The organism is Rhodococcus sp. 2H158, assembly GCF_053764755.1.
This window is the reverse complement of record NZ_JBSNCE010000014.1, coordinates 137,653-151,053: the sequence shown is the minus strand read 5'-3', so window position 1 is coordinate 151,053 and position 13,401 is coordinate 137,653. Positions and strand designations below refer to the sequence as shown.

Genomic DNA, 13,401 nt, shown 5'->3' with positions numbered 1-13,401 from the left:
AGCGGTTTGATGGCCTCGAGTTCCACCCGTCGCATGTCCTGGCGTGCCCTGGCCCCGATCGTCGCGATCGCTGCGGTGGGCCTGAGCGCGTGCTCGAACAGCGAGGAGCCGAGCGACACCCCCGGCACCACCCCGCCGGTGTGGACGGGTTCCGCGGCGCCGGAGGGCGCCGACGAGGCACACGGCGGCAGCGCTGTCCCGGGGGAGGCCACGACGGGCGCGGCGGGCGGCACCGGCGGCGCGGAACACTCCGCCGAGCTGCGGACCCCGGCCGGTGCGGCCGCCGGCACGGTCACCTTCACCGAGGTCGACGGAGCCGTCGAGGTGACCGTCGAGCTCGAGGGCATGCCGGTCGGCTACCGCGGCGTCCACGTCCACGAGGTCGGCAAGTGCGAGACCAACTCCACCGCCCCGACCGGCGGCGAGCCCGGCAACTTCCTGTCCGCGGGCGGGCACCTGCAGGCCAGCGGCAACACCAGCATCCCCGAGAGCGGTGACCTCGGTGCGGTCGTGGTGCGCGAGGGCGGCTCCGGGTCGCTGGCCGTCACCACCGAGGCGTTCACCCTCGACGACCTGCAGGGCGGGGACGGCACGTCCGTCGTCGTCCACCAGGAAACCGCCGGCGGCGAGCGTCTCGCCTGCGGCGTCGTCTCCTGACGGCCACCTCCCGAAACTCTTCTTGCAGGGCCCCGGCGACCGGCGACGGTCGCCGGGGCCCTGTGGTTGGATCGATTCGTGCCTGTACCGTTTCCCGGTTCACCCCGCCCGACCCTCGGCGTCGAGTGGGAGATCGCGCTGGTGGACAAGAAGACGCGCGACCTGTCGAACACCGCGGCAGTCGTCTTCGACGCGGTCGAGCGGCGCGCCGGGCAGACCCCGCGGCTCACCAAGGAGTTCCTCCGCAACACCGTCGAACTCGTCACCGACGTGCACGACACCGTCGCCGAGGCCGTCGACGACCTGGCCGAATCCCTCGACCTGCTACGCACCGCCGCCGATCCCGCGGGGGTGGATCTGATCTGCGCCGGCACCCATCCGTTCGGGCAATGGACAGACCAGGTCGTCACCCGGTCCCCGGACTACGACGAGATGATCGAGCGCACCCGCTGGTGGGGCCGGCAGATGCTGATCTGGGGCGTGCACGTCCACGTCGGTGTCTCGTCCGCGGAGAAGGTCATCCCGATCCTCAACGCGCTGCTGGTGAAGTACCCGCACATGCTGGCGCTGTCGGCCTCCTCACCGATCTGGGCGGGCGTGGACACCGGCTACGCGAGCAACCGTGCCCTGATGTTCCAGCAGCTGCCGACGGCCGGACTGCCGTACCACTTCGAGAGCTGGGCGCAGTACGAGAGCTTCATCGAGGACCAGCTCAAGTCCGGGGTCATCACGAAGCCGGGCGGCATGCACTGGGACATCCGCCCGTCGCCGCGGTGGGGCACCATCGAGGTCCGGGTCTTCGACGGCATCACCAACAAGGCCGAGCTGGCCGCCCTCGTCGCCCTCGTGCACTCGCTCGTCGTGTACTACGACGAGCGGCTCGAGCAGGGCGAGCAGCTGCCCACCCTGCAGCCGTGGCACGTCAAGGAGAACAAGTGGCGCGCCGCCCGCTACGGTCTCGAGGCCGAGGTGATCCTCGACCCGGTGTGCCACGAGCGCCTCGTCACCGACGACCTGAACGACCTGCTCGAGCAGCTCACTCCCACGGCGGCGCGGCTCGGCTGCGCGGACGAACTCGCCCAGGTGGCGCAGATCCCCGTGCGGGGCGCCTCCTACCAGCGGCAGCGCCGGATCGCGGAGCAGACCGGCGGCGACCTCGTCGCGGTGGTGGACTCGCTGGTGGAGGAACTGCGCGCCTGAACGATCGGCCGCGTTCCCGCACAGTTCACACGCTGTTTACCATGTACCGGTGTCGATCCGAGGGGTGGAGCGCCCGAAGGCGCAGCCGGCGCATGTGCCGCAACTGTTCGTTCCCCTCGCTCTGACCGGCGCGATCCTCGGTGCCCTCGTGGCCGAGGCGGTCGCGCGGTACAGCGGGTTCCCCGGGCCGCTCCCCGGACTCGTCGGCGACGTCGTCGCGATCCCGAAGTCGGCGTCCGTGCCGTGGGCCGGTCTCGCGCTGGCGATGGTGGGCCTGACCGCGCGCCTGCGGTACGTGTCCGTCGGTGCCGCGGTGCTGCTCGACGGGGCGTTCGCGGTCGAGCGGTACCTCACCGGCGGCCCCCTGACGGTGGGGAACGGGCCGACGATCGTGCTCGTGCTGCTGGCCGGATACGCCGCGGTCGCGTTGCACGGCGGCCCGCGCCGCGGTGCGCTGCGCGGCATCGCGCTCGGGGTGCTGCTGGTGCTCTCGGTCAAGATCGGCGACACGTGGCTCGAACTGACCGCACGGACCCGGCCGGACGTGCTCGACGAGTACGTCCAGCTCGCCGACCATGCCCTGGGCAATCCGTCGTGGCTGGCGGGCCGGGTTCTCGAATGGCTCGGGCCCGGCGTGTACGCGGTGCTGCACTGGGTGTACATCGAGCTGCCCGTCGCGGCGATCGTCGTCGCCGTGTACCAGCTCCGCAACGTCGGCGGCGGCCGCCCCTGGCCCGCACACCACCTGGTGCGCACCTTCCTGCTCATCGGCCTGGTGGGGCCGCTGATCTACATGCTGTTCCCGGTGGTGGGCCCCATCTTCGCGTTCGGCGACCACGGCGAGGGCTGGCAGGTGGGGACCTTCTGGCCGGCTGCGGTGCCGTGGAATCCCGACCCGCAGCCGATCCCGTTCGACGCGGTCACCCCGCGCAACTGCATGCCGAGCCTGCACACCGCGTGGGCGCTGGCGCTGTTCCTGCACACCCGCGGCGGCCCCGGGTGGCTGCGGCTGCTCGGCACCGGGTGGCTCGGCTGCACCCTCGCCGCCACGCTGGGCTTCGGCTACCACTACGGGGTGGACCTCGTCTCCGGCGCGGTGCTGTGCCTGACGCTCGAGGCCGCGCTGCGCGACCCGGACCGCGGCTGGGGCTGGTTCCGCATCCGCCTCGTCGCGGGCGGCGCGGCGGTGCTGGCCGCGCAGCTGGCGGCCTACCGGTACCTGCCGGGCCTCATGGCGGAGCACGCCCCGCTCGCCGGGCCCCTCCTGCTCGGTTCGCTGGTGGTGCTGGCGGTGGCCTTCCACGTCACGTTCCATGCGGCCGACGGCGACCGCCGGCCGGACGCGGTCAGCTCCCGTCCGGCGGCCGCTCGTCGCCGCTGAGCAGACCGTCGCGGCCGAGCTGCTCCCGGTAGGCGAGCCGGCCCACCCGGTGGGCGATGACGGGAGCGGTCAGCACCATGAACATGCCCGCCAGCGCCAGCATCCAGATGTCGACGTTGCCCCGCAGGATGAGTATCGCGCCGCCGAGCACGAACAGCAGGCCGACCACCTGCGGTTTCGTTGCGGGATGCATGCGCGAGAGGGTGTCGCGGAAGCGCACGATGCCCACCGCTGCGGTGAGGGAGATGACCGAGCCGATCAGGATGAGGACGTGGCCGACGAGTTCCAGCACGGTGGTCACTGGTCGTCACGCACCCGGAAGCGTGCCACCGACACCGAGCCGATGAATCCGACGAGGGCCAGAGCGACGACGGCCGGCACGATCGTCGTATCCCGGCTGTGCACCGCCCACGCGGCGAGCCCGCACATCGCGATGGCCAGCAGTGCGTCGAGGGCGATCAGCCGGTCCAGCGAGGTGGGGCCGGCCAGCACCCGGTAGGTGATGAGCGCGGCCGCGACCACCAGCAGCGCGCCCGAGAGCGCCAGTATCACCGTCATCACGCCTCCTCCCGGACGACCCAGGGGCTGGGCTGCCATTCGTTGTTGCGTTCGAACGTCGAGATCAACAGGCGTTCGATGCGCCGCGCGGAGCGGTAGAAGTCCGCGACCTTCCGGTCGGTGCCCACATCCAGGACGTGGACGTGGACGATCCGGCGGGCCTGGTCGATCTCGAGGACCATCGTGCCGGGGATGTTGTTCATGATGTCCGCCCACAGGGTGAGCACCAGATCGGACTTGATGGTGAGCCGGCACCGCAGCACACCGGTCACCGGCGGCGGCGCCGGCCGGATCGCGAGCCACCCGACCGAGACCGTGGACTTCATCGTATCCACGAAGATCACGGCGGCCAGGCGCACGGCGGACAGCACGTGCAGGCGGCCCTCGACGGGAACCCGCGGCAGCGGCAGCATCACCATGACGATCACCGCGACGGCGATCCCGCCGAGCAGGTTCGCGGCGCTGAAGGTGCCCCACAACAGCACCCACACCAGCGTCATCCAGCCCAGGACGAACAGGCGCAGCAGATTCGACCGGCTTGTCACGGCTGACCTCCCAGCACGGCTTCGATGTAGACGGACCGATCCCGCAGGTTCTCGGCGGCACGGTCGCTGATGTCGATGAGCGGGCCGGCGAACACGGTCAGGGCCAGGCCGACGACGACGAGACCGATCGTCGGTACCAGCATTGCCGGGGGCATGCGCCCGACGTCGACCCGGTCCGAGAAGGCGACCTCCATCCCGGATTCGTCGATCAGCGCGGACGGGGCGGCGTCGGCGAGGCCGCCCTCGGGTGCGTCGGCGCGGGCCCGCCAGAAGGCCTTGGTCCACACCCGGGCGACGACGTACAGGGTGAGGAGGCTCGTGACGGTGCCGCCCGCAACCAGCACCCACGCCAGGACGGATCCGTCGGCGGCGCCGGCCTGCAGCAGGGCCACCTTCCCGATGAACCCGGAGAACGGGGGGATGCCCCCGAGGTTCAGCGCCGGGACGAGGAACGCGATCGCGAGGACCGGGCTGGCGAGGGCGAGTCCGCCGAGCCGCCGCAGCGACGCCGAGCCGGCCTGCCGCTCGATCAGGCCGACCACGAGGAACAGCGTCGTCTGGACCAGGATGTGATGGGCGACGTAGTACACGGCGCCGGACAACCCCGCCTGCGTCGAGAGGGCGATCCCGAACACCATGTAGCCGATGTGGCTGACGAGGGTGAACGACAGCAGACGCTTGATGTCGTTCTGGGCGATGGCGCCGAGGATGCCGATCACCATCGTCAACAGACCGGCCACCAGGAGCACGTTGTCGAGCTCGCCGCCCGGGAACAGCAACGTGTGCGCCCGGATGATGGCATAGACGCCGACCTTCGTGAGCAGGCCGGCGAACACGGCGGTGACCGGCGCCGGGGCGGTGGGGTACGAGTCCGGCAGCCACGTCGACAGCGGGAACACCGCCGCCTTGATGCCGAACGCGACGAGGAGCACGCCGAAGATCGCGGCGCGGGTGCCCTCCGGCACGTCGTCCATCCGCACCGCCATCTGCGCCAGGTTCAGGGTGCCGGTCGCGGCGTACGCGAACCCCATGCCGGCCAGGAAGATCAGCGACGAGACCATCGAGACCATCACGTACGAGACGCCGGCGCGGACCCGGTCCGCGCTCGCCCCCAGGGTGAGCAGCACGAACGACGCCGCGAGCAGCACCTCGAACCCGACGAAGAGGTTGAACAGGTCGCCGGCGAGGAATGCGTTGCACACGCCCGCGGTCAATGCCAGGTATGTCGGCAGGAAGATCGACACGGGCTGCTGGTCGTTGCCGTCGTGGATGCCCTGTCCGACCGCGTACAGCATGACGGCGAGCAGCACGATCGCCGACACCACCAGCATCAGCGCCGAGAGCCGGTCGACCACCAGGGAGATCCCGATGGGGGAGTCCCATCCGCCGACCTGCACGACCGCGATGCCGTCCCGGTCGGCGAGGTACAGCAGCAGGCCCGAGACCACCAGCACGGCGACGAGCGCAACGAGGGTCACGGCCCGCTGAGCGCGGGGCCGGCGCCCGAGGATCAGCGTCGCGGCCGCCGCCAGCATCGGGATGAGGACGGGCAGCGGGGTCAGCGCCGTCGCGGACAGGGTCATCGGGTCCTTCCTCCCCGGGACGGTGCGTCGTCTCCGCGGGCCGCCTCACCGTCGCTGTAGGCCGAATCCGTCTCGTCGTCGAAGTCGCCGTCGTGCAGGTCCTCGTAGGATTCGAGGTCCTCCAGGTTGACGAGTTCCTCCAGGGGGATCGGGTTGCCGGCCGCGTCGAACGCGTCGCCGCCGCGGCTCGGCAGGCCGGTGAGCGGATCGTCGGAACGGTCGCGGTCGGGGGCTTCGGCGGGCGAGCGCCGCTGCGACACCTTGGTGTCCTCGGGGTCGTTCTCGACCTCGTCGCGGGCACTGAGCGTGAACGACCGGTACGTGAGCGCCAGCACGAAGCCGGCCACGCCCATGGTGATGACGATCGCCGTGAGGATCATCGCCTGTGCCAGCGGGTCGGCCATGTTCTCGTGCAGGTCGTTGCGGGCACCGACCACGGGCGGGCCGCCGGCCGGCCCGGCGAGGGTGAGGATCAGCAGGTTGATGCCGTTGCCGATCAGCAGCAACCCCAGCAGCATCTTGATGATGCTGCGCTCGAGCAGCAGGTACACCCCGGAGGCGACCAGCACCCCGACCAGAGCGAGCATGGTCAGATTCGCGCTCATCGCTTCTCACCCACGATCTCTGCATCGAGACGCGCGCCGAGACTGCGGAGCACGTCGAGTACCAGGCCGACGACGATCAGATACACCCCCAGGTCGAAGAACAGTGCGGTGACGAGCTTGATGTCGCCGAGCAGCGGCAGAGTCATCTCGACGGTCGCCGACGACAGCGGCGGCGCACCGAGGAACAGGGAGACCAGGGCGGTGCCCGCCGAGAACGTCAGACCCAGGCCGAGGATCTTGCCCGCGTCGATGGGCACCGCCTCGCCGAGTTCGTAGCGGCCACCGGCCAGATACCGCAGCACCAGCGCAAGCCCCGCGATCAGGCCGCCGGCGAAGCCGCCGCCGGGCGCGTTGTGCCCGGCGAAGAAGAAGTAGACCGACAGCACCATCATCGTCGGGAACACCAGGCGGGTCGTGACCTCGAGGACCAGCGAGCGGTGCCGCGGGTCGATGAGGTCCCCGCCGCGCAGCCACGTCGTCTCGGTGCTCGACGACATCGCGTCGAGCTGCGCCGCGGGGGCGTCCGAGACGCGCGGCGCCGAACCGAAGCGGCGGGTGCGGAACACCAGGCTCGCCACGCCCGTCGCCGCGACGAGCAGCACGGAGATCTCCCCGAGGGTGTCCCAGGCCCGGATGTCGACGAGCAGCACGTTGACCACGTTCTTGCCGTTGCCGAGTTCGTAGGCCGCCTCCGGCAGCAGCAGCGCGATCGGGTCGGCGGTGCGGGCGTTCGTGGCGAACACCCCGATCGTCGTGACCGCGACGCCGACCGCGATGCCGAGCAGGGCGCGCGGCAGCTTCCGGCCCACGACGTGTTCGGGACGGGACTCGGCGGGGAGCTTGCGCAGCACCAGCACGAAGATGACGAGGGTCAGCGTCTCGACGAGGAACTGCGTGAGCGCGAGGTCCGGGGCGCCCTGCAGGGCGAACAGGAATCCGCACCCGTAGCCGGTCAGGCCCACGAGCAGCACGCCGGCGAGGCGGTTGCGCATCACCGTCGCCGCCAGGGCGCCGCACATGATGATGGCCGCCGCCGCGAACTGGACGGACGAGTCCCACCACCGCACCGCCATGTCCCGCTCGGGGCCGAACACCAGCAGCAGCGTGGTGGGCAGCACCACCAGGGTGACCAGGATGATGCCCTGGGTCAGCGGCAGCGAGCCCCGCTGGGTGGAACCGGTCAGCCGTATCGACACGGTGTCCATGAAGCGCAGCGCCGCGTCGTACATGCGGTCGGCGTTGCCGAACAGCTGACGCTCGAACCTCAGGCGAGAGATGGCGCGGTGTGCGAAGTACAGCGCGGTGCCCCCGGCCACGACGACGGCGGTCAGCACGAGGGGGAGGCCGACGCCGTGCCACAGCGCGAGGTGGTAGGGCTTGTCCAGGGTGCTGGGCAGCGTGTCCGCGTAAGGGGACAGCAGCGTGTCGAGCCACGGGGCGGCGAGTCCGGCAGCCAGCCCGCCGAAGGCCAGGACGGTCGGGGAGAACAGGAGCAGCGGTCCCGCGGCGTGGAAGTTCTGCACGGCCGGGCTCGGGCGCTTGAGCTGCTTGCGGCCGAAGGCGCCCCACACGAACCGGATGCTGTACGCCAGGGTGAGGATCGACCCGGCGACGATCGCGGTGAGTACCGCGATCCGGGCCCACGGGCTCAGCAGGGTCGTCACCTGCACGGCCTCGAGGGCCGCCTCCTTGCCGACGAACCCGATGAACACGGGCAGGCCGCCCATGCTCATCGCGGCGACGGCCGCGACGGCCGCGAGGAACGGCGCCCGCTTCCCGAGGTGCGCGAGCTTGCGGATGTCGCGGGTGCCGGCGCCGTGGTCGACGATGCCGACCACCATGAACAGGCAGGCCTTGAACATCGCATGGGCCACGACCATGGCCATGCCGGCCAGCGCCGCCTCCCGGCTGCCGATCCCCACCAGGGCGATGAGGAAACCGAGCTGGCTGACGGTGCCGAACGCCAGGATCAGCTTCAGGTCGAAGGCCCGGAACGCGCGCCAGCCGGCGAGCAGCATCGACGCCAGGCCGAGGGTGACGACGATGGGCCGCCACGGCGCCGCATCGGCGAAAGCCGGAGCCAGCCGCGCCACCAGATAGATGCCCGCCTTCACCATCGCGGCGGCGTGCAGGTACGCGGAGACGGGGGTCGGGGCCGCCATCGCGCCGGGCAGCCAGAAGTGCAGCGGCACCACCGCGGACTTCGACAGGGCGCCGACCAGGACCAGGGCGACACCCACCCCGGCCAGCCAGCCGCTCGGGGCGGCCGCGATCACGTCGGAGAGGTTGTAGCTGCCCACCAGCTGCCCGAGCACGATGATCCCGACGAGCATCGCGAGGCCACCGGCGGTGGTGACGAGCAGGGCCTGGGTGGCGGCGCGGCGGCTCGACGCCCGCTCCGCGTAGTGGCCGACCAGCAGGAACGACAGCACGGTGGTCAGTTCCCAGAACGTGTAGAGGACCAGCATGTTGTCGCTGGTCACCAGGCCGAACATGGCGCCGGCGAAGGCGACCATCTCGGCGGCGAAGATCCCCAGACGGGGCTCGTCGTCGGTGAAGTACCGGGCGCAATAGAGCAGGATGAGCGCGCCGATGCCCAGCACCAGCGCCGACATGATCGCCGCGAGGGAGTCGAAGCGCATGTCGATGTTCATCGACAGGCCCGGCGCCCACGCGATGTGCAGGGTGCGTTCCGTGCCCCAGTTGCCGATCACCCAGCCGAGGCTCGCCAGTGGCACCAGCGCCAGCGGTAGGAACGCATTTCTCCCCATGACTCTGACCAGAGGCGGCGCGACGAGAGTGGCGACCGCGTGGGCGATGAGTATGGCGAGCAAAGGCACTCCGTCGGGGTCGGGCCTGGCGGCGGGGTGTAACAGGCTTGCAATTGTTGTGCAGCACCCGCGAGGGGCGATGCCTGAGCCACGCGGACCCGGGAAATCCCGATACACGTGCTGCTCTGCAAATGGACAAATCGGATTCGATGTCAGCTTACCGGCATCATTCGCATGGTTGCGAACCGGCCGCCGACGCTCCGGTGTCCGATTCCCATCGTAGAGTGCCCCCATGCCCGACACCGGACCGATCCGTACCGCCGCGCTCGCGTACGTCCGCGACGGACGCCTGCTGCAGACCCGTTCCGCCGGCAAGACCGCCTTCTACATGGCGGGCGGCAAGATCGATCCCGGTGAGACCCCCGAGCAGGCCCTGCACCGGGAGATCCGCGAGGAACTCGGCGTCGGCCTCGTCGACGGCACCGTCGCCGAGGTCGGGATCTTCGAGGCCGAGGCATTCGGTCATCCGGTCGGCACTCGCCTGCACATGACCTGCTTCACGGCCGAGCTCGCCGGGGAACCGCGCCCGGCGGCGGAGATCGCCGAACTCGGCTGGTTCACCGTCGCCGAGTACGCCGCCCTGCCCGAGGTCGCGCCGGGTTCGATGCTGGTGTTCGAGCACCTGCACGCCCTCGGTCTCGTCCGGGCCGAGTGAGACCGGCCACGTCAGCTCCGGCAGCGCCACGCGCATACCGCGCCGGTCGCCGCCAGCGCACCGGTGAGCAGCCGCGGGTCGGCGGGTAAGGCCCAGACCGCGGCGACCGTTGCCGCCGCAACCGGCAGCACCAGGCCCATCGCGGCGACCGGTGCCGCACCGGGCAGCGCCGCCCCCAGGGCCAGGCCGGTGCCCGCGGCGATCAGCGCCACGCGCACCAGCAACTGCGGGCCGTCCGCCGCCGCGTCGGGCCACAGCGCCGCGGTCAGCGTGACGACCAGGGCCATTCCCAGGCCCAGCTCGACCCGCGGGACCCGCCACGCGAGCGCGGCTCCCACCGCGACCGCCAGCACCCCGGCCGCGGGCACCCAAGCGGACACCTCCCTCCCGGCCAGGTCGTCGACCAGCGGGTACGCCGCGGCCGTCGCCCCGAGCGCGGCGACGAGGAACCGGCCGTCCGCGAAGGGCAGGAAACGGCCGACGGCCTCCGCGCCGAGCACCGTCGCGGCGAGCACGGCCGCGGCGGCCAGCCACATCCACGCCGCAGCCGAGGTGGCCTGCTCGCCCACCCAGCCGGCGAGCACATGCATGCCGACGGTCAGCGCCGCCGTCGCCCCGACCGCGACGATCGGCAGCCGCGCCTCCGGCCGCTGCACCCGGGCCCCGGCCCCCGCGACGAATGCGGCGAGCACCACGGCCCCGGCCGCGACGGCGAGCGGCCACTGCAGCGGCGACGGCAGCGCCGAGGACTGCAGGGACGTCCCCATCGGGTCGGCGAGCAGGAACACCGCCCACGCCCCGACGACCACCGCCCACTGCCCGATCGGTTCGCCCCACGCTGCGGCGACCGCCGCCCCGAGCAGGATCCCGGCGGCTCCCGCACCGATCAGGGGCAGCACGGTGAGGGTGTCGGGGTCGGCGGCAGGTACCGCGAACCGCACCGTCCCGAGCACCACCGTGCAACCGGCTGCCAGCAACCACGCCGTGCGGCGCGACCCCGAGCGTTGCAGGCCCGCGACCGCCAGCACCGCCGCCACCGCGAACACGATCGGCCCGGTGGCGCTGCCCGTCGCGGCGGGGAGCGCCACCCCGTCCACCGATACAGCGAAGCCGGCGAGGGCGCCCGCGCACAACGCCGCGAGACCCGCGACCGGCTCGTCCAACCGCACCGTCGTCGCCGGCATCGTCAGCGCCCCTCGGCGTAGGCCCGCAGGTGTTCGACCTGCGCGGCCTCCAGCGACGGGCGCACCGCCTTCCGCGCCGCCGCCACGTCGTCGGCGGTGACCGCCGCGGCGTCGACGCTGCGGCGCATCGCCGCGAGCGCGGCCTCCCGAAGGAGCGCCGAGCAGTCCGCCGCGGAGTAGCCGTCGAGGTCCGCGGCGAGGGCGCCGAGGTCCACGTCGTCGGCCAGCGGCACCGACTTGCCCGCGGTGCGCAGGATCGCGGCGCGGGCCTCCGCGTCCGGCGGCGGCACGAACACCAGCCGCTCGAGCCGGCCGGGGCGCAGCAGGGCCGGATCGATCAGGTCGGGCCGGTTGGTGGCGCCGAGCACCACGACGTCGCGCAGCGGTTCGACCCCGTCGAGTTCGGTGAGCAGGGCGGCCACCACCCGGTCGGTGACACCGGAGTCGGAGCTCTGCCCGCGGCGCGGGGCGAGCGCGTCGATCTCGTCGAGGAACACCAGCGCCGGTGCGGAGTTGCGGGCCCGCTGGAACAGCTCCCGCACGGCCTTCTCCGAGGCGCCCACCCATTTGTCCATCAGCTCGGCGCCCTTGACGGCGTGCACGCTCAGCTGTCCCGAGCTGGCCAGCGCGCGCACCAGGAAGGTCTTGCCGCAACCCGGTGGTCCGTAGAGCAGCACACCGCGCGGCGGCTCGACGCCGAGGCGGGCGAACGAGTCGGGGTGGTGCAACGGCCACAGCACTGCCTCCGTGAGCGACTGTTTGGTGTCGACCATGTCGCCGACGTCGTCGAGGGTGACGCTGCCGATGGCCAGTTCCTCGGTGCCCGATCGCGACAGCGGGCGGATCACCTCGAGCGCACCGAGCAGGTCACCCTGGGTGAGCCTCGGCTCGGTGTCGTCGCGGCTCGCCCGCGCCGCCGCCCGCAGCGCCGCCTCCCGGCACAGGGCGGCCAGGTCGGCGACGACGAAGCCGGGCGCGCGGGCGGCGACGGCGTCGAGCGAGAGGTTGTCGGTGGGCACCCGGCGCAGCAGCACGTCGAGCAGGGCGCGACGGGTGGCGCCGTCGGGCAGGGGCAGGGCCAGTTCCCGGTCGCAGATCTCGGGGGAGCGGACCCGCGAGTCCACCTCGGTGGGGTGCGCCGTGGTCGCGACGAGCGCGACCCCCACGGTGTCGACGGCGCGGCGCAGCTGGTCGAGGACCAGCGCCGACACCGGTTCGGGGTCGGCGGGCAGCAGGGCGTCGATGTCGGTGACGAGCAGGATCCCGCCGGGGGTCAGGTCGGCGACGGCGGTGCTCACGCGGCGCAGCCGATCGTCGGCGGCGGTGGCGCCCACGCTCGGCCCGTCGAGCTCGACGACGCGACGGCCGGCGAGCACCGCGCGGGCGAGGGTGGCCTTGCCGACGCCGGCGGGCCCGGTGATCAGCACTCCGAGGTGGGGGGAGGCGCCGAGGGCGCGCAGCAGTTCGGGCTCGTCGAGGGCCAGCTTCAGCCACTCGGTGAGCCTGCCGGCCTGGGTCTGCACGCCGACCAGGTCCTCCACCGGTGGTGGCGGCGGTGCGGGGGTCGCGGGCCGGGGCGACGAGGCGGCGGCCGGGCGGGGGCCGGCGACGGCCCGCCCGGCCGGGATGGTGCCCCAGCTCACCGCCGTGTTCGGTTGCACGCTCACCGGTGCGGCGGGGTCGACGGCGGTGACGGTGAGCAGTTCCGTGGTCCAGGCGATCCCGAACGTGCGGGACAGGGTGCGCGTGGTGGGGGCGGTGCTCGTGCCCGGTCCGAGATCGCGGGGCAGCAGCGACACCGCGTCGCCGACGGTGAGGACCTTGCCCAGCAGTGCCTGGCGCAGCGTGACGGCGTCGATCGTGTGGGTGGCGAGTGCCGATCCGGTGACCGCGACCGTGCGGGCGCCGTGGACGACGACCGGGCCGACGAGGACGGTGGCGTCCTCGCGCAGCCCCACGTTGGAGAGCGTCACGTCGTCGAGCAGGATCGTGCCGGTCGGCGTGCCGGCGGAGGCGAGGCCGGCGACGGCCGCGGTGCGGCGCCCCCCGATCAGCGCGATCGCATCCCATTCGCGCAGGCCCAGCGCGGTGAGCACCTCCGGGTGTACGCGGACGACGCCGCGGCGCGCATCGGCCGCGGAGGTGTTGAGGCGGACGGTCAACGCGAGTTCGGGGCTGCTCACCCCGCCGAGCCTAGAGCGT

Annotated in this window: 12 protein-coding genes; 4 read left to right on the top strand and 8 right to left on the bottom strand. The window is 72.3% G+C overall.

Going from position 1 to position 13,401, the window contains the following annotated elements; all coding sequences use genetic code 11:
* Positions 1-9: 9 nt before the first annotated feature.
* The 3 genes from ACWPOB_RS15855 (at position 10) to ACWPOB_RS15845 (ending at position 3,238) form a co-directional block, all read left to right on the top strand.
* Positions 10-657, top strand: coding sequence for a superoxide dismutase family protein (locus ACWPOB_RS15855; RefSeq protein ID WP_455401392.1), 648 nt, complete (start codon positions 10-12; stop codon positions 655-657).
* A 78-nt stretch (positions 658-735) separates the two neighbouring features.
* Positions 736-1,857: a glutamate--cysteine ligase gene (locus ACWPOB_RS15850; RefSeq protein ID WP_455401391.1), complete on the top strand. Its 1,122-nt coding sequence runs from the start codon at positions 736-738 to the stop codon at positions 1,855-1,857.
* 64 nt (positions 1,858-1,921) lie between these two features.
* A complete protein-coding gene (locus ACWPOB_RS15845) occupies positions 1,922-3,238 on the top strand; it encodes a DUF5933 domain-containing protein (protein WP_455401422.1) in 1,317 nt (438 codons plus the stop codon).
* Here ACWPOB_RS15845 and mnhG read toward each other — a convergent pair.
* The 6 genes from mnhG to ACWPOB_RS15815 are packed head-to-tail and all read right to left on the bottom strand — an operon-like array spanning position 3,204 to position 9,363.
* Positions 3,204-3,539, bottom strand: coding sequence for a monovalent cation/H(+) antiporter subunit G (gene mnhG / locus ACWPOB_RS15840; RefSeq protein ID WP_100057752.1), 336 nt, complete (start codon positions 3,537-3,539; stop codon positions 3,204-3,206). The two genes, ACWPOB_RS15845 and mnhG, sit on opposite strands and share 35 nt — an antisense overlap.
* The gene (locus tag ACWPOB_RS15835; RefSeq protein WP_006932436.1) at positions 3,536-3,796 is read right to left on the bottom strand and encodes a monovalent cation/H+ antiporter complex subunit F; all 261 of its coding nucleotides are present in this window, start codon (positions 3,794-3,796) and stop codon (positions 3,536-3,538) included. Before ACWPOB_RS15835 ends, mnhG begins: the two co-directional genes overlap by 4 nt.
* Entirely contained in the window at positions 3,796-4,296 is a 501-nt protein-coding gene (locus ACWPOB_RS15830; protein ID WP_455401421.1) for a Na+/H+ antiporter subunit E, read from the bottom strand. Before ACWPOB_RS15830 ends, ACWPOB_RS15835 begins: the two co-directional genes overlap by 1 nt.
* Positions 4,297-4,337: 41 nt before the next feature.
* On the bottom strand, positions 4,338-5,924 hold the full coding sequence (locus tag ACWPOB_RS15825) for a Na+/H+ antiporter subunit D (RefSeq protein WP_100057750.1): 1,587 nt from the start codon (positions 5,922-5,924) through the stop codon (positions 4,338-4,340).
* Positions 5,921-6,529 carry a Na(+)/H(+) antiporter subunit C gene (locus ACWPOB_RS15820; protein WP_100057749.1) on the bottom strand — a complete coding sequence of 203 codons (609 nt, stop codon included), beginning with the start codon at positions 6,527-6,529 and terminating at the stop codon, positions 5,921-5,923. The genes ACWPOB_RS15825 and ACWPOB_RS15820 overlap by 4 nt, the downstream gene beginning before the upstream one ends.
* Entirely contained in the window at positions 6,526-9,363 is a 2,838-nt protein-coding gene (locus ACWPOB_RS15815) for a Na+/H+ antiporter subunit A (RefSeq protein ID WP_455401390.1), read from the bottom strand. The genes ACWPOB_RS15820 and ACWPOB_RS15815 overlap by 4 nt, the downstream gene beginning before the upstream one ends.
* Positions 9,364-9,592: 229 nt before the next feature.
* Here ACWPOB_RS15815 and ACWPOB_RS15810 point away from each other — a divergent pair, with 229 nt between their 5' ends.
* Positions 9,593-10,015 carry an NUDIX hydrolase gene (locus ACWPOB_RS15810; RefSeq protein ID WP_100057748.1) on the top strand — a complete coding sequence of 141 codons (423 nt, stop codon included), beginning with the start codon at positions 9,593-9,595 and terminating at the stop codon, positions 10,013-10,015.
* 11 nt (positions 10,016-10,026) lie between these two features.
* Here ACWPOB_RS15810 and ACWPOB_RS15805 read toward each other — a convergent pair whose 3' ends face one another.
* Positions 10,027-11,199, bottom strand: a complete 1,173-nt coding sequence (locus tag ACWPOB_RS15805; RefSeq protein ID WP_455401389.1) for a hypothetical protein — start codon at positions 11,197-11,199, stop codon at positions 10,027-10,029.
* 2 nt (positions 11,200-11,201) lie between these two features.
* Positions 11,202-13,382 (bottom strand): AAA family ATPase, encoded by a 2,181-nt coding sequence (locus ACWPOB_RS15800; protein ID WP_455401388.1) that lies wholly within the window; start codon positions 13,380-13,382, stop codon positions 11,202-11,204.
* Positions 13,383-13,401: the final 19 nt, after the last annotated feature.